At 38.8% G+C, this 22,441-nt stretch carries 24 protein-coding genes and 1 riboswitch; of the genes, 7 read left to right on the plus strand and 17 right to left on the minus strand.

Going from position 1 to position 22,441, the window contains the following annotated elements; all coding sequences use genetic code 11:
- Positions 1-25 precede the first annotated feature (25 nt).
- Together OK414_RS20715 and OK414_RS20720 are read left to right on the plus strand one after the other, a co-directional pair.
- Positions 26-835 carry a class I SAM-dependent methyltransferase gene (locus OK414_RS20715; protein WP_016765251.1) on the plus strand — a complete coding sequence of 270 codons (810 nt, stop codon included), beginning with the start codon at positions 26-28 and terminating at the stop codon, positions 833-835.
- 43 nt (positions 836-878) lie between these two features.
- Positions 879-1,598, plus strand: a complete 720-nt coding sequence (locus tag OK414_RS20720; RefSeq protein WP_263045009.1) for a poly-gamma-glutamate hydrolase family protein — start codon at positions 879-881, stop codon at positions 1,596-1,598.
- 60 nt (positions 1,599-1,658) lie between these two features.
- Here OK414_RS20720 and OK414_RS20725 read toward each other — a convergent pair whose 3' ends face one another.
- Both OK414_RS20725 and OK414_RS20730 read right to left on the minus strand, forming a co-directional pair.
- Positions 1,659-2,168, minus strand: a complete 510-nt coding sequence (locus OK414_RS20725; protein ID WP_263045010.1) for a hypothetical protein — start codon at positions 2,166-2,168, stop codon at positions 1,659-1,661.
- Positions 2,169-2,196: 28 nt separating this feature from the next.
- Positions 2,197-3,600 carry a PLP-dependent aminotransferase family protein gene (locus OK414_RS20730; RefSeq protein ID WP_034649466.1) on the minus strand — a complete coding sequence of 468 codons (1,404 nt, stop codon included), beginning with the start codon at positions 3,598-3,600 and terminating at the stop codon, positions 2,197-2,199.
- Positions 3,601-3,712: 112 nt separating this feature from the next.
- Between OK414_RS20730 and OK414_RS20735 the strand changes: the two genes are divergently transcribed.
- Positions 3,713-4,111, plus strand: coding sequence for a GNAT family N-acetyltransferase (locus OK414_RS20735; protein WP_034649463.1), 399 nt, complete (start codon positions 3,713-3,715; stop codon positions 4,109-4,111).
- A gap of 29 nt (positions 4,112-4,140) precedes the next feature.
- Here OK414_RS20735 and OK414_RS20740 read toward each other — a convergent pair whose 3' ends face one another.
- The 4 genes from OK414_RS20740 to OK414_RS20755 form a co-directional block, all read right to left on the minus strand.
- Entirely contained in the window at positions 4,141-4,980 is an 840-nt protein-coding gene (locus OK414_RS20740; protein WP_263045011.1) for a GNAT family N-acetyltransferase, read from the minus strand.
- A gap of 241 nt (positions 4,981-5,221) precedes the next feature.
- Positions 5,222-6,625, minus strand: coding sequence for an alanine permease AlaP (gene alaP, locus OK414_RS20745; RefSeq protein WP_013058652.1), 1,404 nt, complete (start codon positions 6,623-6,625; stop codon positions 5,222-5,224).
- Between the two features lie 315 nt (positions 6,626-6,940).
- Positions 6,941-7,099: a DUF1540 domain-containing protein gene (locus OK414_RS20750; protein ID WP_016765258.1), complete on the minus strand. Its 159-nt coding sequence runs from the start codon at positions 7,097-7,099 to the stop codon at positions 6,941-6,943.
- A gap of 100 nt (positions 7,100-7,199) precedes the next feature.
- A complete protein-coding gene (locus tag OK414_RS20755) occupies positions 7,200-7,538 on the minus strand; it encodes a hypothetical protein (protein WP_013084626.1) in 339 nt (112 codons plus the stop codon).
- Between the two features lie 69 nt (positions 7,539-7,607).
- Positions 7,608-7,709, minus strand: a riboswitch (SAM riboswitch).
- A 121-nt stretch (positions 7,710-7,830) separates the two neighbouring features.
- Between OK414_RS20755 and OK414_RS20760 the strand changes: the two genes are divergently transcribed.
- Positions 7,831-8,127, plus strand: a complete 297-nt coding sequence (locus OK414_RS20760; RefSeq protein WP_016765260.1) for a hypothetical protein — start codon at positions 7,831-7,833, stop codon at positions 8,125-8,127.
- A gap of 12 nt (positions 8,128-8,139) precedes the next feature.
- On the opposite strand, the gene OK414_RS20765 is transcribed toward OK414_RS20760, so the two are convergent.
- The 6 genes from OK414_RS20765 to OK414_RS20790 form a co-directional block, all read right to left on the minus strand.
- Complete coding sequence (locus OK414_RS20765) at positions 8,140-8,586, minus strand: GNAT family N-acetyltransferase (RefSeq protein WP_095378670.1); 447 nt, start codon at positions 8,584-8,586, stop codon at positions 8,140-8,142.
- An 80-nt stretch (positions 8,587-8,666) separates the two neighbouring features.
- Positions 8,667-9,107, minus strand: coding sequence for a hypothetical protein (locus OK414_RS20770; RefSeq protein WP_013084629.1), 441 nt, complete (start codon positions 9,105-9,107; stop codon positions 8,667-8,669).
- Positions 9,108-9,214: 107 nt separating this feature from the next.
- Positions 9,215-10,204, minus strand: a complete 990-nt coding sequence (locus OK414_RS20775) for a glycosyltransferase family 2 protein (RefSeq protein ID WP_016765263.1) — start codon at positions 10,202-10,204, stop codon at positions 9,215-9,217.
- A gap of 12 nt (positions 10,205-10,216) precedes the next feature.
- Positions 10,217-11,902 (minus strand): DUF6044 family protein, encoded by a 1,686-nt coding sequence (locus OK414_RS20780; protein ID WP_263045012.1) that lies wholly within the window; start codon positions 11,900-11,902, stop codon positions 10,217-10,219.
- Between the two features lie 37 nt (positions 11,903-11,939).
- Complete coding sequence (locus OK414_RS20785; protein ID WP_034649452.1) at positions 11,940-12,362, minus strand: GtrA family protein; 423 nt, start codon at positions 12,360-12,362, stop codon at positions 11,940-11,942.
- 159 nt (positions 12,363-12,521) lie between these two features.
- Positions 12,522-13,847: a metallophosphoesterase gene (locus OK414_RS20790; protein WP_263045013.1), complete on the minus strand. Its 1,326-nt coding sequence runs from the start codon at positions 13,845-13,847 to the stop codon at positions 12,522-12,524.
- Between the two features lie 221 nt (positions 13,848-14,068).
- On the opposite strand from OK414_RS20790, the gene OK414_RS20795 reads away from it, so the two are divergent.
- Positions 14,069-15,454: a protoporphyrinogen oxidase gene (locus OK414_RS20795; RefSeq protein WP_034649449.1), complete on the plus strand. Its 1,386-nt coding sequence runs from the start codon at positions 14,069-14,071 to the stop codon at positions 15,452-15,454.
- Positions 15,455-15,927: 473 nt separating this feature from the next.
- Here the strand turns inward: OK414_RS20795 and OK414_RS20800 are convergent, their stop codons facing one another.
- The 4 genes from OK414_RS20800 to OK414_RS20815 all read right to left on the minus strand — a co-directional run bounded on the left by OK414_RS20800 (position 15,928) and on the right by OK414_RS20815 (position 19,350).
- Positions 15,928-16,779, minus strand: coding sequence for a VOC family protein (locus OK414_RS20800; RefSeq protein ID WP_016765267.1), 852 nt, complete (start codon positions 16,777-16,779; stop codon positions 15,928-15,930).
- A gap of 202 nt (positions 16,780-16,981) precedes the next feature.
- A complete protein-coding gene (locus OK414_RS20805; RefSeq protein ID WP_034649444.1) occupies positions 16,982-17,920 on the minus strand; it encodes an MBL fold metallo-hydrolase in 939 nt (312 codons plus the stop codon).
- Between the two features lie 24 nt (positions 17,921-17,944).
- Positions 17,945-18,871: a DMT family transporter gene (locus OK414_RS20810; RefSeq protein WP_034649442.1), complete on the minus strand. Its 927-nt coding sequence runs from the start codon at positions 18,869-18,871 to the stop codon at positions 17,945-17,947.
- On the minus strand, positions 18,868-19,350 hold the full coding sequence (locus OK414_RS20815; RefSeq protein WP_263045014.1) for a GNAT family N-acetyltransferase: 483 nt from the start codon (positions 19,348-19,350) through the stop codon (positions 18,868-18,870). Before OK414_RS20815 ends, OK414_RS20810 begins: the two co-directional genes overlap by 4 nt.
- A 220-nt stretch (positions 19,351-19,570) precedes the next feature.
- Between OK414_RS20815 and OK414_RS20820 the strand changes: the two genes are divergently transcribed.
- Positions 19,571-20,191 carry a LysE family translocator gene (locus OK414_RS20820; protein ID WP_034649441.1) on the plus strand — a complete coding sequence of 207 codons (621 nt, stop codon included), beginning with the start codon at positions 19,571-19,573 and terminating at the stop codon, positions 20,189-20,191.
- A gap of 277 nt (positions 20,192-20,468) precedes the next feature.
- Positions 20,469-21,902 carry an alanine/glycine:cation symporter family protein gene (locus OK414_RS20825; protein WP_034649440.1) on the plus strand — a complete coding sequence of 478 codons (1,434 nt, stop codon included), beginning with the start codon at positions 20,469-20,471 and terminating at the stop codon, positions 21,900-21,902.
- A gap of 62 nt (positions 21,903-21,964) precedes the next feature.
- Here OK414_RS20825 and OK414_RS20830 read toward each other — a convergent pair whose 3' ends face one another.
- On the minus strand, positions 21,965-22,417 hold the full coding sequence (locus tag OK414_RS20830; protein ID WP_034649439.1) for a CBO0543 family protein: 453 nt from the start codon (positions 22,415-22,417) through the stop codon (positions 21,965-21,967).
- Positions 22,418-22,441: the final 24 nt, after the last annotated feature.

A 22,441-nucleotide genomic window follows, 5' to 3' on the forward strand; every position in this document is an offset into this window, starting at 1 on the left:
ATTTTTGAAGTGGAGGCTAATCAAAGTGGATAAAATTATCGATTATTACAGCAGATTTGATGAGTGGGGAAGATTAGAACGGGAGCCTATTGAGTTTCAAGTAAACTGGCATTTTATCGAAAAACACCTTCCTCCCAGCGGACATATCTTAGATAACGGTGCTGGACCTGGAAGATATGCCTTAAAACTAGCAGAAAACGGCTACGAATTAACTCTAACTGATTTGACGCCTCATTTAGTTCAAACAGCTAAGGAAAAGGCTTTAGAACGGCAAGTATACAATGCATTTCGTGATTTTCACGTGGCAGATGCTCGGAATCTTCAATGTTGTCTGGATGAACAATTTCATGCGGCACTAATGCTTGGACCAATGTATCATTTGCAGAAGAAACAAGATCGCATTCAAGCTGTCCGAGAGCTGTATCGAGTCACAAAGCCAGGCGGAACTGTCTTTATTTCGTTTATGCCGCGCGTCCAGCACGTCATTTCTTCTTTAACATCCCCGGAGCGTTTAAAACCAAACAACACGGCAAAAGCGCTTCATGATTTTTATGAATCAGGCTGCTTTGATCATGCCGAAGAAGGCCGGTTTACTCACGCTTATTATGCTAATATTGAGGATATTATTCCTTTTTTAAAGAAGCATGGATTTCAATGCATTGAGCTGATTGCCTCTAACGTTGCTTCGTCCGTTAATTCTGAGGAATGGACTTACTGGAAAGAAAAGTATCCTGAAGAAATGGACAGCATCGTTCAACTGCTTATCCAACAAGCATCAAGTTCTTATCACCTTGGACTTTCTTCTCATTTACTCTATATCGGACGGAAGCACTAATAATCACCTCTACCTATCATAGGATAGATAGAGGTGATTATTAATGAACCGTTTATTCAAATGGAGTGCGAGCACTTTGCTATGTTTGATGTACTGCTTTTTGATTCCCCTTCCTTCTTATGCAAGCGGTGACTCTTACTCTTCCTATGCAGAACTGCAGCAGTACGAGATTCTCCATCAAGACTATGATATTCGCTACGAACAGCGCTTTAGCTACCTATCCATTATGGCCATTCACGGCGGAGGAATTGAACCGGGCACATCAGAAGTCGCCAAAGAACTCGCCGATCGCTTTTCCGCTTCTTATTATTTATTCGAAGGCATCAAGTCCACTAACAACGGAGTTCTGCACATAACCTCAGAAAATTTTGACGAACCGATTGCTAGAGGAATGGCTCAGCAAAGTATGTCCGTCATGACGATTCACGGCTATAGTGGTAGTCAGCCTATCGTATATGTAGGCGGAAAAAATCAGCTTTATAAAGAGCTGGTAAAGCAATCGCTGCGCAAACACGGCTTTACAGTCCGTGACGCCCCTTCTAATATAGCCGGAACAAGCGAGCAAAATATTGTGAACGATAATCTGCTAAAAGCCGGGGTACAGCTTGAACTCACAGCCGAACTAAGAAAATCATTTTTCGTAAACTACGACTGGTCGAGAAACAACCGCATGAATGTAACGCCGCTTTTCCATACATTTATGACTTCCTTACAAGAAGCATCTTCTTCCTATCAAACTTTCCTTTACTTTCAAGTTCACTAACTTATCAACTCTTGCCTGTTCCTTGATTTCCAGACAAAAAAACCAGCGCAGTCTGTGTAGTCAAACGCGCTGATTTTTATCTATTTCTCTCGCTAAAATAGACCGTTTAAAGCCTTTTTGCTCAAAAAACTCTTTGATTTCACTTGGACTTTGATAAGAAAGTCTAATCACGTAGTAGTTAATATATTCAATCCAAGCAAACGCGTAAAGGCCAAGAAAAAATACCAGCCCTTTTAATCCGTAGTTTATACAGTGATAGACGAATACACCTAGACCTATCCCAAGAAGAATTTTATTCATTTTTTTTAAAAGCAGAAACAACTGAATGTAGCTGGAGGGCAAATGAGAATCTTCTTTTCGTCTCACTTGCCTCCATTTCATAAACCAGTACAAGCTTCCTTGAAACAAGATAAACTCAAGTATAATAAAAGCATACACACCTGAAAACGTTGTTAAATAAAAAGCTAGATGAGAAAACCCATTTAAGTACCCTAACCACAGTGCAGCAAACAGTAAAGCTGACGTAAGCTCTCCTGTCCATAAGCCAAATAATTTGCGCTTTACTTTCATCGAAATTCCCCCAGCATATCTCTCAATCTTACTGTTCAAACCAAGCTTTAAACAGCAGGTTTACACCTGTTTTTATTTCTTCATCAGACAATCCCGCAAATCCAAGCAATACATAGGGCGTCTTGTTTTCATCGGCACTATGATAATAAATAGACGTTGGATAAATCGTTACTTTTTGCTCGGCAGCTGCTTCAATTAGTTTCTGTTCACTCATTCCGTTTTTTACCTTAAGAAGGATATGCAAGCCAGAATGTTCTCCAACAATATCTATACTTCCTCCCATAATAGTAGTCAAACAATCTAGCAGCAGCGATTGTTTTTTGCGGTATGCTGTTCTCATTTTATTCAAGTGACGTTCCCAGTGTCCTTCTTTCATAAACAGAAAAAGCGTATGCTGATGAAGTCTTGAAACAGGCTGTTTAAAAAGTCCACAGTGCTTCACATATCTTGTAAGAAGCCGGTGTGGCAGCACGGCATAACTTATTCGAAGAGAAGGCATCAATGATTTTGAAAACGTCCCCGTATAAATAACACGATCGTCTTGATCTAATCCTTGAAGTGCCGGAATCGGTTTTCCTTTATAGCGAAATTCTCCGTCATAGTCATCTTCTATAATATAGCCGTTCGCTTCCTTCGCCCACTCTAGTAGTTCAAGCCTTCTTGCTATCGGCATGACCATACCAATAGGAAATTGATGAGATGGCGTAATGTACACCGCATCCGCTTCGCTTTCTTTCAGTTCCTTGACTTTCAAGCCAGAACTATCAAGAGAAACAGGGACGATCGACATGCCTTGTTCTTGAAAAACGTGCCTCGTTCGGTGAAAGCCTGGGTTTTCGAACCCAATTATCTTTTCTTTTCCCAGAATGACAGAAAGCAGCCACATGAGGTACTGTGTACCTGCACCTATCACAATTTGCTCCGCTGTGCAGCGCACTCCCCTTGAGTGGTAAAGGTACGCTGCAATTTCTTGGCGAAGAAGCAGTTCGCCCTGCGGATGTCCGCTATAAAAAAGATGGCTTTCATCATGATAAATAGCTTGAACCGTTAGCTTTTTCCACGTATTATACGGAAATTTTTCTACGTCTATCTTTCCATGGCTAAAATCAAGGGCAGTTGATTTTTGATCTTCTTGTTGCAGAGATACAGAGATAGGAGGCAGTTCTTGAAGCACGACTTCATTTTTTATCTCTTTTACAAACGCTCCTTTCCTGGCTAGTATCTCAATATAGCCTTCTGCTTCTAACTGTATATAAGCTGCTTCAACCGTATTTTGGCTAATGCTTAAATGAAGAGCTAACTTTCGTTTAGAAGGCAGTTTTTCATGAGGCGGAATGGTACCTTTTTGAATTTGTTTTTTTATGTAGGTGTAAAGCTGCATGTATAAGGGATCTGCTTTTCTTTTATCAAGCAAAGGCATCAACTCTAACATAGTGTTCTTTCCTTTCTAACTGATACTATTAAATTCGCTGTTTCTGACACTTACTCTTAGTTCAGTTTCTTCATATACTGAACTATATCTTATAAATCAAGGAGCTGACGCAATGACTATCACTTATAAAACCAACGTCTTAATCCGTGCGGAACAAGCTGCTGAAGTATTTGCACATTCCGGTATTAAACGGCCTGCACAAGATCTTGATCGGATTCAAAGAATGCTTGATCACGCTTCTCTTACTGTCACCGCTTGGAGCGACAGCGAGCTCATTGGCATAGCCAGAGCGTTAACAGATTTTAGCTACTGCTGCTATTTATCGGATTTAGCTGTCGTAAAAGACTATCAAAAGCAAGGAATCGGCACACAGCTCATCAAGCACGTTCAATCAGAAATCGGTGAAGAAACCGCGCTTATTTTACTTTCCGCTCCTTCTGCTATGAACTACTATCCAAAAGTCGGATTTCATCAAATTGATAATGGGTTTAAAATTGATAGAATTCGGTAGACGCGAAGAAAGGAGCTTCTCCTTTCTTTTTATCCAAATGCCTGAGCTGCTATAGCAAAAAGATTGCCCTGCCTAGCAGGTAGGGGATTGACACCATACGCCATAACAGGAGGCTCATTTTGAAGCTGAAATCCGTGATTTTCCACAAGTTTTTTTAACGTTTCCTCAGGAGAAGACAGGTCAATTCTCAGCTTTTCTTTGTAATTCTTCGCTAGTTCATCAATTATCAGCATTGCTGCTTCAGCGTTTGGAGCAACTACCGGCCCAATCACGATATTGCTCGGGGTACGAACCGCTAAACCATAACCCGTCATTTTATTTTGTTCGTTTTGTAGGACAACTGCTTTTTCAGCTTGCTGAATCCTACTTTTCAAAAATAACTTTCTATTATCTCCAAATGCTTCTTCATCAAGATTTACAACCTCTTTGAAGTCCCTTCTCGCTAAGGATCGTGTATAAAAATCTGAAGCTTTAAATGCTCTGGGTATGTATTCACTGCTTATATATTTACTTACATAGTCCACAGTTTTAAACCCTGCTTTTTTATATAAGTGCTCACCTTCTTTTGTCGCAATTAAGTAGGCATTCACTTCAGGGCAAAGAGTTTGCAAACAGTGCTTCATGAGCTGCCAGGCTAACCCTTGTTTTCGGTAATCTCTTCTCACAATTACCATTCCTATAAAAGCTGACTGATTTTTATACAAAACTACTGCTAAGCTTGATACAATGTTACCTTTCTCATTTCTATGCCCAAATACGTCTCCAGATGAAAAAATCGTATGTAAATCTGCTTCGCTATAATCCCATTTTTCCAACTTAGATAGCACTAGCAAATCCTTTATGTCTTTTTCACTAAATCTTTCTATCATTTCTGCCTATTTCCTCCCAACTTTTCGATGCACTGTACGGCGTTAAAAAGCTTAAAACTAATATACTTATCCACTTTCAATCACCACTTAACGGTTAACGAATTCTCTAACTAAATAGTACAGAATAAATAGAATATTTTCTACATTATTCATACGTACCAATGATCGCTTAAAACAAACTAATCATTTGCACATAAACTAATAAAAAAAAGACCTCTTTCCAAGAAAGAGGTCTTTTCTTTTATTTTACTAGCTTTTGCTCAGCTGCAGCTGAACCTTGACTTCGTTTATGGAATCCTTTTGCGTAGTACGCGATAATAAGACCGATAAACCATAATGGTCCGATGACAACTGCAATTCTTGTATCTGGATTATATGCCATCAAAACCACCACTAGCGCTAGGAACGCAAGTGACACATAAGATGTTAACGGAAATAAAGGCATTTTATATTTCAGTTTTGCCTCTTCACCTGTTTTTAACGTTTTGCGATATTTAATTTGAGAAAGCAAAATAATTCCCCATGTCCAAATCGCACCGAATGTTGCAATACTTGTTACCCACGTAAATACTTTAGCAGGCACAATGTAGTTTAACGCTACTCCGACTAATAGCGCACCCGCTGATGCTAAAACAGCTTTTCCCGGTACGCCGCCTTTTGTAAGCTGACCGTATCCTTTTGGTGCTTCTCCATGTTCTGCTAAGTTAAACAGCATACGGCCTGTACTAAAAATACCGCTGTTACAAGAAGAAAGAGCTGCTGTTAGTACAACAAAGTTAATGATACCAGCCGCCGCTGGAATGCCGATTTTTTCAAATGTTAATACAAACGGGCTTCCCTGTGAACCGATTTCTTGCCACGGATAAATCGACATAATGACAAATAACGCTCCGACGTAGAAAATAAGAATACGCCAAAAGACAGAATCAATCGCTCTTGCTAGAGATTTTTCCGGATTTTTCACTTCTCCCGCGGTAACGCCGATCATTTCAATTCCTAAATACGCAAACATAACCATTTGCAGCGACAGCAAAATACCTTTGAATCCGTTCGGGAACAGTCCGCCGTTGTCCCACAAGTTTTTGATACCAGTCGCAACGCCGCCGTTGCCGATTCCAAACACAATCATTAATAATCCAACGGCAATCATTAATACAATCGCTAAAATTTTAATAAGTGCAAACCAAAATTCCAGTTCACCATATGCCTTAACAGCTAAGAAGTTAACCGTTGTCATGATGACAAGCGCCGATAACGCCCAAATCCAGTTTGGTACATCCGGATACCAATACCCCATATAAATACCAACGGCTGTAATTTCAGCCATACATGTTACAACCCATAAAAACCAGTAGTTCCAACCTGTTAAATAACCAGCAAGCGGCCCTAAGTAGTCGCGTGCGTACTTGCTGAATGAACCTGCAACAGGTTTTTGAATCGCCATTTCTCCAAGTGCTCTCATAATAAAAAACATAATCATTCCGCTAAATCCGTACGCCAATAATATTCCTGGCCCTGCTAATTTAATAGCAGATGCAGATCCAAGAAACAGTCCTACCCCTATGGCTGCTCCTAAGGACATCAGCGTCACATGTCTTTCTTCTAACCCGCGTTTCAATTCTTTCCCCTGAGTTTTCCCCTGCATAAACGTCTCCCCTTTTTCCAATCTGTCAAAACGAGATGAACACAGCCTTTTGTTAGCGCTTTCATATAAGTTTGTGCTAAAAGACAGCTAGGCTGTATATTTGTATTCTATCACCTTTCTCTCACTTTTCTTTTGTCGAAAAACAAAAAAATTATCTTATCATTTTGTTTAAACGCACAATTAGACATAGGCACTGCTTTTTTAATATGTATTTAGTATTGCACCTAAGTAATAGTATTTTAAAAAAATAGAAAAACGCCGACTCAACTCCGTCAGCGCATCGTTCATTTTATGCTTTTTTATAAAAACTAGCATTTATCTCGCGGGTTCAAAAGTTTTACAGCCAGGTTCTTCCGTTTCAGAAACATGGTGACTACTTTCAGGACTCACAACGTAAATGGACTCTGCACTGCATTTATTTCCGGATTTCCAATACATGCACTCATTCACTTCACATAATACACCTTGGGCCACTGTTATCCCTCCTTTGCTTGTCTTATCTATTTACTACCCGAAATATAACGATTCTAACATTTTCACGTAAAAAAACCGCTTGTTTCTCAAGCGGATCTTTTTATTGCGTGTGTTCAACATACTGTTTTTTAGCTAAATATAACTCACGGCTCAGCGTGATCCGCCGTTCTCTCAAGTGCCTTAATTTAGCCTGAAATTGTTCGTTAGTTGGCTCTTCTTGAATTAAGCGATACGTAAAAGAAATATCTTCATTTAACTGTTTAAAATCTTCCCATATCTCTTGAACTAGGGCGGATTGTTTTTCTTCAAATGAACGATTTTGCTGCGTTTTTAGCACGGCTAAAATTTCTTGCTGCCACGTTTCGTCGTTTATTTCTTTTGCTAATAAGTATAGATCTAAATAATCGTCAATGCATAAAGCCGTTTGTGTATTATTCAATGTCATCACCTTTTCTATACGAAATGTTTCTTCCTAAGAAGAGGATTTCATCATAGAAAAAGATTCCTCTTCTTATCTGTCAGAGCTAGGCTATGCTGGAATTAGCACCATTCAATAATTGTGGTTGCTGAGGCTTCAAAGGGCCAGTCCCTCCACCTCTCTAGATAAGAATATTTCGTTTTTAAATTATTTCTGACCATTCTAATATGTTTTATAGGTTACGTCAATAGATTTTCAATAAAAAGAAAAAAGAAGTAAAATATGGTATGCTTTCATAAAGGATGGTGAGCACATGAAACGATATATGTTATCTGCTTTTTTGGGAAGCTTGCTGCTGCTTCTCAGCATTGCCTTTTCATCTACTTTCCATATTGCAATTGTCAAAACAACTGGAAGCATCGGAGGGGTTATTTTAGCAGCGGCGGCTTTAATTATGAACGCGCTTGAAGACCCCCCCTCCTCAGACAATACAGGTGGAGGAGCCGTTGAAGTACTAGATAAAGGCGCTGTTTGGGCTACTTATTTACTTTTACTTTCATTACCGAACCTCATCGCATGTATAATATCTTATGTTTTATGGACTCGCTGACATTCACTAACGTTACGGACGTTTCACCACTTGGAAGCTCATTGATATTTGTTTATCTACAAATCCAAGTTCACGGTACACATGCTGTGCAAAATTCCCAGCATGAACGCTGAGTCTGATTTCACGGTATCCTTTGATAGACAATTCATCAATTGCTTTTTGCATTAACGGCTTGGCCAAACCTTGCCCGCGGTATTCGGGTACAACATATAATTCGTAGATAAAGCCAATTTCTTCTTTTGAAAAGAAGTCGGTAGAGGGGCCGATAAGAACCCAGCCTGCGAGTTTATTTTCTTGTCTTGAAACTAAATAATAACAGCCTTTTTCAAAGGTACTACCAATTAGTTCATTTACGCGTTCAGCTGACGGATGAAACTGCTTCATTGTTCCTTCAAACAGCGCATCAGCAGATTTCGTCCGAATTTCCTGTAATTCTTCTTCAGTAGCTTTTGCAATCATTATAGATCTCTCCTTTCGTGTTCGTTTTCCACATGCGAGGATAAATTCCTGCAAAAAAGTCTTCGCCTAAGCGAAGACTTTTATTTAAATTCAAAATGTTCTTGATGATTGCCTCGTTCGTCCGTCCAGTTAATCATAATGTCTAAACCTGCCGCTTTTCCAGGAACAGCAAAATTCGCATAGCGAAAGCGCTGACCGCTTTTGCTTAAGTTAGACCTTTCAATAGGAGAAAACAAGCTGTATTTCGCCTTATTTTTTCCTTCGTGCCGAAAAGCTTGGACCTGCACGCGCTCTACGTCTTTTCCAATGTTTTCAACGGTTAATCCATATGTATGATAGACATTATTTTTCCACTTTAGCTGATTATCTCCCGTCATGCTCGCTTTTGTCAGTTCAACCGACCATTGTTCAGATGATTTCTTCATCGGAAGCTTCTCAATCGAAAGAGCGTTGACATGAATGGCTGCAAAAGCAAGCCAAACAAAACAAAAAGTGCTGACTGTATAAAATAGTCTTTTCATAGATTTTGATCTCCTTAGAAATTTTAGTAGTAGCATTTCCTGTTCACTTAAAAATTATGATAAACGCTTTAACAAAAAAAGCCTCTCCATTTAGGAGAAGCTTCTTATTAATGCATAAGCAAATCTTTTTGTGTGTCTAATGAGTGTTTTGTATATAAATCTCTTTCAATCGCATATTTAGGACGCTGTTTCACTTCGTTAAAAATCTTGCCAATGTATTCTCCGACAAGACCCATTCCCATCAGCTGCAGGCCGCCTACAAGCCAAATTGATAAAATAAGAGACGTCCAGCCAATTTGCGTATGATCTAAATATTTTTGAATCAGCGCGTAAATACCAAACGCAATACTAAAGAGAAAAGAAGCTCCTCCAAGCAGCGTTAATAGGCGTATTGGCGCTACGCTAAAAGATGTAATTCCATCAAATGCAAAAGCAAGCATTTTCTTTAACGGATATTTTGATTCGCCCGCTGTCCGTTCTTTGCGGTCATATGTGACTTCCGTGGAGCGAAATCCTACTAATGGTACAAGGCCTCGCAAAAAGACGTTGCCTTCTTTATATTTCATAAGTTCACCAAGAGCACGTTTGCTCATGAGACGAAAATCGGCGTGATTTTGAACGAGCTGAATTCCTAGCTTATTCATAACACGGTAAAACCCTACTGCCGTGGTTCGTTTAAAAAATGTATCGGTTTCTCTGCTGTCTCGAACACCATATACGACTTCATACCCGAGCCAATATTTCTCTATAAAAGTACGAATAACACTGATATCATCTTGCAAATCTGCGTCAATGGAAATGACGCAGTCGGATTGCTTATGGGCTGCTTCTAGTCCTGCGAGCAAAGCATTTTGATGTCCTACATTCCGCGCTAGCTTTAACCCTTTTACAAACAAATTGCTGCAGCTTTCTTTTTCAATAAGCGACCACGTGCTGTCTTTGCTTCCATCGTCTACAAATAAAATGGTACTTTCACTTGATACAAGACGTTCATTTATCAGTTCTTTTACTACAGTAGTTAATTGAAAAGATGTTTCTGTGAATACTTCTTCTTCGTTGTAACATGGAACAACAATCGTTAAAATAGGTCTGTTCATGCTATTGCCCCCTTACTTTGCTTCATATACATACACTTTCCAAGCGGACTGTTTATCGTTAAACGCTTTTAAAAAGTGCAAACCGTCCCTTTCAGCATTTTCGATTGGCACAGCTGAAAAGATATAGCGACCGCCCATTTTTTTAAATTGGCTGATATTAAGCTGCAAATGACGGATTTTTTTCGTTGAGTCTTTTCGGTAATCATATTTTTTCCCTAGCTCGCTAACAAACACATAGCAGCGGTTGCCCCAATGATCATAGTAACTTTCTAACTTTTTATTTTTATCAAGCTCTTTGGCAATGATTTTGCGAAACTCATGTTTATACGTTAACGGATAGAAGTTGTTATACGTATCTAGCGTATAAAAGCCGTTATACTGAGCAATTGATGGATGAAGCCCAATGCTTGCTACCCGATAAGATGATTTAGATTTCCCTATATATCTGCTGATTTCATCGAATTGGTGGACAGCATAAAATTCTTTGACTGACGGCTCGTGATTGTAGCGATAATAAAGCTCAGGGTTCGCTATAAATAACACAAGCAGCTGTAAAACCAAACACACCCACACAAACTTTTTCCACGCCTGGCCCCGTTTCCATAAGACATAGCTGCCAACTGCAAACATCAAATAAATAATGAGAGGGCGTAAAAAATGAAATCTAGCAAAGTTAAACGTATTAAAAAGCTGATATTTTTCTTTTAGCGGCTCCCATCCTTTATAAAACCAAAATGCATACCACATCGACAGTAGGAGATTAAAAATAAATAACTGCAAAAACGTTTTTTCAAGCTTTTCTTTCTGATTGCGAGCAACAATCCATAGTACAATAAAAGAAAGCGGCAAAATGACAAAGGTATGAAGTGTCATTACATGTGTATGCCCAAGCGTATAGTTCTTAAAAGCAAGGCGAACGGAATGTCCGAAACTTAGAGTAGAGCTTAAAAATTCATTTCGACTCGTCGGGGCCTCCGGAAATAAAAGAGAATCAACAAGGCGGTATTCAATGAGTAGAAAGACAGCGGTCATCGCTGCAATACTGCTTAAAAAAGGAATATTCCACACTCGTTTTTTAACTGCATCTCTTAGCCACAGCATTCCCATCGCCGTTAAAAAGAAGAAAAACCCTAGCACAAAACTTGCGTAAAACGGAAGCAATAAAAGAGTAAGCCATTCCTTCCACGTTCCTTCGCGGTTTCGAATGGTTAAAAACGCCCACAGCGCCAGCGGCTGTCCTAATGTACTCAGCATGCCTGAAGGCCAAAAAGGAGTAAGTGCAAAAGCAAGTGATACAAGCACTCGAATCGCATAAGCATCCTCGCTTTTAATAAAATGCTTTTTTAATAATAAGTACATTCCAATTAAAGCAAATACGCGCGTGATCGTTTGGCTGAGACTGTACGCAAGCATAGTCGGGAATAAACCATACAGCCACTGAATACCGCTAAATTCTGTTCCAAATGTATTCCTCGGCAATCCGTTAATAATTTGAGGTAATACGGCATGACTGGAGCCAAACAGCTCTCCGCTTCGATGCAGAACTTTATACCACGTAATATTTGAGTCTAAATTATCGTGCACGCGTATATGTGAATTTTCCCCGAGCAAAAACATAGGAGATACATACGCAAGCAGCAAAAGGAAAGCGATAATAAGCAATGTTTTTTCTTTATTCATAGCTGTTTCTTTCTTCATCTGTTAACACCTATTTCCATTTCGTAATTGCTAGAAGCTAATCGTGTACGACGACTGCTTCTTTTTTTGTATTAAATACAAAGTATTTTTGACCCGTATAATTTAAAAGCGTATACAGACCTGTTCCAATTAATATACCGACATCTTTTTTGAACGGACGCACAGCAGCAGGAAGTTGATGCAATAACCAGCTGGAGAACTGCAGTCCAATATAGTAAGACAAGCCGTAGCAAACGCCGATAAGCAAAATAAAACGCAGTATGCTTGTAGATAAATGAACTCCGCTTTTAAACGTAAATATTCGATTTAACACGTAGCTGACGACTGCTCCTGTTGCGTTTCCGATAAACGTTGCTGCCCAGTAATGATGAAAAATATGAAGCAGCACATACATAATGGAAAGACCTACTGCTGTATTGACCAGTCCCACTACTAAAAAACGTACAAAAGATCCTTTCATACAAACTCCTTTTGATTTTTGATACTTTCATGAAAATTACATATTATGACTTTAAATACAGTTTCAGTGTAGCAACTCCACTTAAAAATCTAATGAAAATAACATTAAAAACAGATGAAAAAAAGCTAAAAGAATCAATAAAAATTAGGACTCTTTTAGCTATTTAGTAGAGCCTTCAATGATTAATTTTTGGTCGCTTTGATTGTCAAACGCATCCACTGCCGCTACTTCTATTTGATACGCAGTATGAGGCTGTAAACCTGATAACGGAAGACTTAGAACATCCGGAACGGGATCGCTGTAGTATTGAGAAAATGCATTATATGTTTTGACCACTTCTCCAGTTTCTTTATTTTTGACGGTAATGCGATAAGAATGAACCATCAGATTATCCACCGCTTGCGTAAACTGGATATACAGCTGATTCGATGAAGCTTTTTCTTGTATAACAGAAATAGTAGAGCTTGGCAGAAAAATCGGTTTTACTAAATCTCGTTCATTCGTGTAGTGAAACTTTTTTGCATCTGCAGGTATGTTAATTTCCCACGCTTCTCCTGTCCACTTATTTGCGTGAAAATCCCGCCTTTTAACGACTACTTTTCGATTATAAACCTCTACAAGAAGACCTTGACTCACATCTCGGTAGCCAGGAGGAAGTTCACCTTGTAAATATCCAGCACCAGGCCAAATATACCGAACAGAAGACGTTGCAAGAGATGTAAAATCTCTTTGAAAAATAGTACGAGGATCGTCCAACGGATGGTGGGTATGACCAGAAAATGTAATGACTTGCGGATAAGGTTTTAACGTATTGTAAAGAAGCTGTTCATTCACTTCTATCCCCCATCTGTTTTTCCCGTACAGTGTATTGTTAATAGGCTGATGAATAAAGACAAAAATCGGTTTTTTAGGATCGTCTCGCTTTGCTATCTTCAACTGTTCAGCAAGCCAGTTAATTTGTTTGACTGAATAATCACCGGTCGTCAGACGGCTTTCTGTTCCAAGCATGATAAAATGATATCCTTTTATCACTTGATGAAAATAAAGAGCTTTCATTTTAGTTTTAGATAAAAAACGCTGCTGCGCTTGCTGATTGGTTACGCTGTCCCTGTATTCATGATTACCAATCGTAAAAAGAGATACGGCCTGCGGCTGTTTATTTTGATTATAAATAGAAAAAAAGCGGTCGTATTCTTTTAACGCGCCGGTATCAGCCAAATCTCCTACTACTACAAATGCATCTTGTTTCGGTGCCTGTTCATTTAACTGCGTTAATGCATGTTGAAAAGTACGCAAATCAAGCGTTCCTGTTTCCTTAATATGAACATCACTGATCACAGGAAAAACTAGCTTTGGTTCGATGTATCCGCTTCGTCCGCTCTTCTCTTCGGCTCGTACGTTTAAGGTAATACCGCATATAAGAACACTTATTAATACTAAAGCGAGCCAGTCTTTTTTCAGCGTTTCCATAAAACCGCCGAGCATGATGCTTCCTCCTTTCTTCACTGCTGCGTCTCAGTCATTTTCTCTACGTGTATGAGCTTTTATTTTATGTAATTTCAAAATATCTAATCGTATAGTTTCAATATTTCTTTTCGTGTTTGCACACACTATGTTCACAATCAATTCATTACACTTTTCCTAGTCATAGTGGTATGATTTTCGTATATTACAGACTAATTGTTGAAAATGTAGGAGTGAATATTTTGAAAACGGTCGCTGTTATTGGAGGAGGAATTACGGGCTTAACCACTCTGTACTATTTGCAGAAACTAAAACGAGAACGTAATCTCCCGCTTAAATTATTATTACTAGAGAAACATGCCCATTTAGGAGGGAAAATCAATACCCGTGAAGCTGGGGAATTTATTATGGAAACAGGGGCGGATTCTATTGTAGCTCGAAAAGAAAACGTTATGCCCCTGCTAGAAGAGCTGTACTTAACAAACGATTTAGTCTATAACAAAACGGGCAAATCGTTTATTTACTCTGCTAATGAGCTGCTTCCAATTCCTGAAGATACCATGTTCGGTATTCCAACAAGCGTGGAATCTCTTTTTAAGAGCGAGCTGATTTCTTCAAAAGCTAAAATTACAGCTTTAAAAGACTTAATTACTAAAAATACAACGTTTACGAAAGACAGCTCAATCGGACTCTTTTTAAAACATTTTTTAGGAGAAGAGCTAGTAGAAAAGCAAATTGCACCTATTTTATCGGGCGTCTACTCTGGCGATTTAGACAAACTTACGATTTCTTCGACTCTCCCGTATCTGCTCGACTATAAAAACACGTACGGCAGCATCATCAAGGGAATGGGAGCCAATGAAAAAAAATTTAAAACGGCAGGAAATAAAAAATTCATTTCGTTTAAACAAGGTTTATCAACGATTATTCACCGCTTAGAAGAAGAGCTTTCTGATGTAACGATTTTAAAAGATACGCCAACCACCAGCATAAAACGGAACGGTGAACGTTACCAAATCAGTACGCCGGGGCAAGCCCATTCAGCGGATTACGTGGTGTTAGCTACACCGCACACGGCTGCTCAGCAACTGTTGAACGATCCCGAATTAAACGAAGACTTTGAGCAGTTAAAAGATTCTTCTCTCATTAGCATGTACATCGGCTATGACGTTCCAGACGAATACCTTCCCGCTGAAGGCACCGGGTTTATTGCCTCTCAATCAAGCCACTTAATCGCCAATGCCTGCACGTGGACGAGCAAAAAATGGGCTCACACCTCTAAGCGAGGGAATTTGTTAGTTCGCTTATTTTATAAAAGCACGAGTCACCACTTTGACACCCTGCGGACGATGTCAAAAGCAGAGCTGCTAGCAGTGGCACAAAAGGACATTGAAAACAGCTTAGGAATCAAAGAGCAGCCCATTGAAAGCGACGTAACCAATTGGGATAAATTGATGCCTACCTATCACCTTAAACACGGTGAACTTGTACGCAGCTTGACTCAAAAATTGCATGACAAGCACCCCGCTATTACATTAGCCGGCTGTTCTTACTATGGAGTAGGCATTGCAGCGTGTATAACAAACGGCAAACAAACGGCTGAAGCTATCTCTCAACAGTTGACTTAAAAAAGGTTTGAAAACAATAAAAGGCCTGAAAATAAATATATTATTTTCAGGCCTTTTATTACCTTTTCGTTAGCATATAAAGCTACTTTCCTTACTATTAACAACTCTTTTATCGCTTTTCTTTTTGCAAAGCAGCAGTAGCAAACAATACAAGATAGCGCTCGTCTGAAGTTAATCTAAGCCAATGTTTCACTTTATATCTCACAGGTTTCCGCTCCCTTCTTTCAAGGTTTTATATGAAAAGACTTTATATAAAGATTCAATAACGATAAGAAATGATGCTTGATATGTATTTTATTCCCACGCCCGCTTGTTTACAAACTTTTCAAACGTAAGACTCTTCGTTTATTTCCCTGAAAATAACACCGTTTTCGCCATTATCATCTTACTATTTGAGAAAAAAGTGTACATTTCTTTCCTATTTTGACGAACATTGCGATAAATAAAAGCTGCCAATTGCGGCAGCTTTTATGTTAAAGGACTAATCTAATTATATTGCCCGATGGATCTTTTGTGATGAAATCTTGGTTTTCTTTAGACACAGCTGCTCCGATTTCACGAAGCTGATTTATTGCCTGCTCCCTTGCTTCTTCAGCTGGAAAAACAAGTGTAAATGACTCTAAACCAACGCTGCTTTCAAGAGGACTAGGCGCTCCAATTCCATTCCAAACGTTTAGTCCGATGTGATGATGATAGCGCCCAGTTGAAATAAACAATGCTTGATTATGGTAATTGCTCACAACCTCAAAACCTAATCCATTTCGATAAAAGTTTTCCGTTTGCTCTAATTCAGAAACGTGAAGATGAATATGTCCCATTAAGGTAGCTGAAGGTAATCCTGTCCATGGTTTACCGTTTCCTTCAGCTAATATCGCTTCTGCATCTAAAGGTTTTGTAGCCATTACTACTTCACTGTCATTCCATTCCCATGTACTTGACGGACGATCTCGATAAATCTCTATGCCGTTTCCATCTGGATCTGCCAAGTACAGCGCTTCGCTCACTAGATGATCAGACGCCCCTTGAAGCGGATAACCGCTATTTAACAAATGCTGCAGTATACTTCCTAAATCAGAACGAGTCGGCAACAATAGAGCAAAATGATATAAGCCTGTTGTACGAGGCTGTTTTGCTGTAACGTTTTCCGGCTGTTCAATCGATAACAGCGCGGTGCGTCCATCAGCTGTTAACAGAGCTTTGTTCTCTTTTCTCCCTAAAAGTTTAAACCCAATTATTTGCTGGTAAAAAGCAAGTGAACGCTCTAAATTTTCTACTTTTAAATTTACTTTCCCAACAAATATATGAGGAGCACGGTGAAAGTTCATGATTATTTCTCCTTTTGAATATATTATTTTTTAATTAACTTACTTTGTGTAACTGATTATATTTTTATAACTTTATTTCGTCAAGTTATTTATTTTACTATCATAACTTAAAGCTTGTATCACTGCACAACCAGTTGAATAAGCCCGCCTGCTCATAACATAGTATGAACAGGCGGGCTTATTTATCATTATGCATAAACTATCAAAACAGTTCTCTGCTTTTGCGCTTGACATTTCCATTAACAAAATACTGTATTCTCTCTTTTTGCTCATTTGTTGGCTTCTTATACGTTTCACATTCAAACTGAAAACATGCTTTTTCTAAATCGACTTCATTTCCTACAATTTCTCCAATCGCACTCAATTGGTCTAAATCTCGCCAAAGTTCCTCAGAAGTTTCAGGGTCAAAATGAGATGAGAGATAATACTGCGCATCATATTTTTTAAGTTCTCTTTGAATCCGCTCAAAGTCTTCTTTATCATAGCTCCAGTCACCGCTATAAAGATCTGGACATAGACAATCACCTAAAAACAGGACTTTTTCTTGGGGTATGTAGACAATGGACGAGTCCTGCGCGTGTACCCCTCCAATATGCTGAATACAACAAGTAATTCCACCCAGGTCAACTTCCATATGATGATGAAACGTTACATCCGGCTCCTGTAAAATTAACGTGTCTCGACACGGCATTTCTTTCTTGATCATATCCCGGCAAAACTCGATTTCTTCCCCCTCCTGAACGCGTTTATCCAAGGCATCATCGTCCCAGCGCAGTGTCTTTAAATAAGCCAGCTTTTTCTTCGTTAGATGATGGCTGATTGTATACTTGTTCATGGCATGAATGCCAAATGTATGATCCCAGTGCCAATGCGTAATAGCTACTCCTTTGAGTGGAGGCACGCCCATTTTTTCAACTTCTTCTAAAAATAATGATGCATGCGCAGGAGAATTCCCGGCATCTACGATGAAACTATACTTCTCCCCGCATATAAGCCCGAGCACCGGCCGATCCGTTTCTTCAGAATGAGGAAAGTAATAAACATGGTCCGTTAGTTTTTTCAGCATATTTACACCCGCTTTATGTAGTTTAATAAAAACCGCTTCACTAAATGGTAAATAATGATAAATAAACTGTATCATACTCGGTGCTGCTTGCCTATCCAATTAGCTGATATTGGACTTTTCTTGAAGAGCTATGACTTTTTTCGGCTCTTCTGCTTTGTACTTTAAGAAGATCATCACACTAATCATCACAATCATCCCTCCCACTAGCTGAGAAACAGTGGTCATTTCTCCAAGCAAGAAATAAGCGAGAATGATGGCACCAATTGGCTCTCCTAAAATAGCCATTGAAATCGTTGTAGCACCTACGTAATTTAACAGCCAGTTAAATAAGGCATGACCAAAAATATTAGGAATAAGCGCTAAAAGCAAAAAGATCCACCAGTCTTTTGATTCATACTGAGTGAGCGATATATGTGTCCAAACATTGTAGACAAATAGAACCAGGCCACCGATTAAAAAAACGGCGAAGCTATAGATGATTGAAGGCATTTTCCTGCATAATTCTTGCCCCGCAAGCATATGAACAGAAACAGCTACTGTACCTAAAATAGAAAGTAAGTCTCCGTAAAGAGCCGTTTTGGATAGTCCGATATCTCCCGATGCGATAATCACTGAGCCGCTAACAGCAATTAAAATGCTGATAATTCCTACTTTGCTTGTTTTTTCTTTAAATAAAAAATAAGCTCCTATCACTACGAAGACCGGCTCAAGCGCAGTTAAAATCATAGCGCTAGCAACTGTTGTATGTGAAAAAGACTCCATCCAAAACAGAAAGTGAAGTCCTAAAAATACGCCTGATACAGTTAGCATTAGCCATTCTTTTACCGTGCTGTTTTTAAAAAGAATTTTCATTTTCCTCCATGGTAAAAACGGTAAAAATAAGAGGACTGTAAACAGCAGTCTATACATTCCTAAAATAGAAGCAGGTGCGTCCGACCATTTAATTAAAATAGAAGAAAAAGAAACGGCTAATACACCGATTAAAAGAAAGACAGGAGGCGGTAAAGGAAGAGTTGATTTATTCATGCCATTACTCCTTTTAGAATCTCTTTTTTCATATTTACTACGGGAATATCCACTCCCCCTCTATGTACGATTTCTTTTTCCTCTATGTAAAAGCCCATTGATTCATACAAAGCTATATTACGAGAAACGCTCATTCGCACCTTGCATGATAAACTTTTCTTGCCACACTCTTTGGCGTACGTTTCTAGCCATTGAATAAGCTGCTTAGCCATTCCTTTTCCTTGAAAAGCAGGAATGACAGACAGACGGTAAAAATATAAGCTCGTTTCTTCTAGCGTAAAACGCGCCATCGCTACCGGCTTATTTTCGACGTATAAAATGACAGCTTCTTTTCCGTGCTTTAACGATTGCATAATAGATTCTATCGTTTCATCAAGAGCACTGGACGGTGGGACAGAATCGCGATATACGGAGAAGGCTTGCAGCATAAGATCGTGAACTGTAGCAGCGTCCTCTGGCTGTGCTAAACAGTACTTCATAAATTTTACCCTCTTTCTATAAAAATTAAGTATATCGAATCATTATACAACACCACCTATTTTTTTCCTACATCTTTTATTGAATTTTATTAGAAGAAATAACCTCTTTTTATGCTTTTATGCCTTCTTAACTTTACTCCATTAATCTATTAATTCATTAGCACACACTCTTGAGAACTTTTTGTCGAAATGGTTAAAATTCTGTTGGGAGGGAATCATCATGACATTTTCTTGGCTTATACCTTACATAGCCGTGTCACTTATCATTGTCTTAATACCAGGACAAGACATGATTTTTGTAATGACACAAAGTATTGCTTCAGGCATCAAAGCAGGCATCAAAACCGTATTGGGATCTATTACGGGAACATTTGTACATACTCTTTTAGCCGCAGTGGGGCTATCTATTATCTTTCAAAAATCAATTATAGCCTTTACGATTCTAAAGGTTGTAGGCGTTCTGTACCTGCTGTTTTTAGCATACCAATCGTTTCGCGAAAAAAGCGGTCCGTTGGAATTAACAGAAAACGTTCAGCAGCACCATCACTTTAGAAAAGGATTCGTTAGCAACTTAACCAATCCAAAAGTAGCTATTTTCTTCATCACGTTCTTACCGCAGTTTGTTAATTCGTCTCTTGGACATGTAAGCTTACAGATGATTTTGTTCGGTATCATCTTTATCGCCGAAACGCTCATCATCTTTTCACTTATTGCGCTATTTGCTTCTGGCCTTGGAAAAAAAGTCAAAAAAAGCCGCATCTTTCAGCACACATTAAAATATGTAAAAGGAACGGTTTTTGGCGTACTGGGCCTAAAACTTTTATTTTCTAGCAACAATTAAGTAAAACAAAATGAAATTTCTTTCATCCCTGCTGTTATAGCCTTTTCATACCCGCTTCATTTGTCATATCACCCTATTTTTCCATGTGAGGTTAGTTGACAAAAGACCAAAATTATTATTTTATATATATATAAGGTTCAGATTTAGCAACAAGATTCGACAAGGATAATGAAGAAAAACAGCGGGGAAATAGGGAGATCTATCTAAATAGAGGGAAAATTCTATAAATTCATGTTTTTCATTATTATTCTACTATAATTCATGAAGAGGTGAAACTATGCAAGAAGTAGTTCAAGGTTTTGTTAGTTCAATCAACGAATTTCTTTGGTCCTACTTACTGATTGCGATGCTGATTGCATTTGGTTTGTTTTTTACTTTTAGGTCAAAGTTTTTACAAATTCGGTTATTAAAAGAAATGATCCGTGTATTAAAAGAAGGTGCGGATAGCTCTTCTAAAGACGGAATTTCGCCATTCCAAGCGTTTTGCATCAGTATGGCAGCCCGCGTTGGTACGGGGAATATTACAGGTATTGCGATTGCGATCGCTTTAGGGGGACCTGGTGCTGTATTTTGGATGTGGGTGCTTGCGGTTATTGGTTCAGCTTCAGCATTTATCGAAAGTACATTAGCACAAATATACAAAGTAAAAGACAAAGACGGCGGCTTCCGAGGCGGACCGGCTTACTATATGGAAAAAGGTTTAAAGAAGCGCTGGATGGGCGGACTGTTTGCTGTCTTAATCACTTTATCATTCGGCTTAATTTTTAATGCTGTACAATCGAACACCATTACCCTTGCGTTTGAAAATGCGTTCGGAACAAATCGTTTAGTGTTAGGAATTATTATGACAGTGGCTTTCGCTGCCATTATTTTTGGCGGAGTTAAGCGTATTGCAAAAATGTCAGAATACATTGTTGTGGTACTAGCTGTTGCCTATATTGCAGTAGCACTCTTCATTATTATTATGAACATTCAAGAGATGCCTTCTCTTATTGCATTAATCGTTAAAAATGCATTTGGTTTCGATCAAATTGCCGGCGGTTCTCTTGGAGCAGCTCTTATGCAAGGAATTAAACGCGGATTATTCTCAAACGAAGCTGGTATGGGTAGTGCTCCAAATGCAGCCGCAGCTGCAACAACAAGCCACCCGGTAAAGCAAGGATTGATTCAAGCATTTGGTGTATTAACAGATACGCTTATTATTTGTAGCAGTACTGCCTTTATCATTTTGCTTTCAGGTACTTATACAAATAAAAATTTAAGCGGTATTGAGTTAACACAAGCTGCTTTAAGCACTCACATTGGTTCTTGGGCAACAGGTGCTCTTGCAATTATGATTTTCCTATTTGCTTTTAGTACATTAATTGGTAACTACTACTACGGAGAAACAAATATTGAGTTCTTGAACACAAATAAAGCTTGGCTGATGACTTATCGTGTTGCTGTACTTGCAATGATTGTGTTCGGTTCTATTTCTCAAATTCAGCTTGTATGGGATTTAGCAGACCTGTTTATGGGCTTTATGGTAGTAGTCAATTTAATCGCCATTCTATTGCTCTCGAAAGTAGCCTTTGCGGCACTCAAAGATTATCTTGGTCAAAAGAAAGCTGGAAAAGACCCTGTCTTCTACCAAGACAGCATTTCTGGACTTGATAATATTGAAGCGTGGGATCATTCAAAAGATAAATCTAGCTCGAAAAAAGCGATCTAACAAAAAAGCCGTGAATATTCACGGCTTTTTTTATTGTACATATTTACTTCTTTTTCTTTCTTCTAGTGAAGCAGTCTAAGACTAACCAAATACCTATAGTATAAATAAATCACGCTGTACGGAATCCAGTAGGAAAAAAATGTCCAGACGAGATTCCATCCGTTTCCGTATATTACTCTTTCCATATGCACATACGTTCCTTCTAAAAATGTTGTAAACAGCGTAATAAGCAGAATAAAAAAATGAGGCTTTCCGATTCGCTGAATTAAAAAAATCATATAGCTAGCCAATACAGGATAGACGCCTAAATTAAAAGGCAGCGCCTCTAATGCTTCATTTTCTAAAGAAGTGCGGAGTTTCCAAAAACCATAATAGCTCCCTAATTCATTGATAACGATTGCTAAAATGCAAAAAGCAGTTCCTACTAAAGGCAGTAAACGACGATTTTTAGGATGTAAATAGAGTGTGCCAAAAATCCAAGGTAAAACAAACGCCAGCGCTATATTGATAAGCACAAATATCCGACCTTTTTCTTCCTA

This window comes from Priestia sp. JV24 (genome assembly GCF_025910025.1).
In the GTDB taxonomy this organism is placed as follows: domain Bacteria; phylum Bacillota; class Bacilli; order Bacillales; family Bacillaceae_H; genus Priestia; species Priestia megaterium.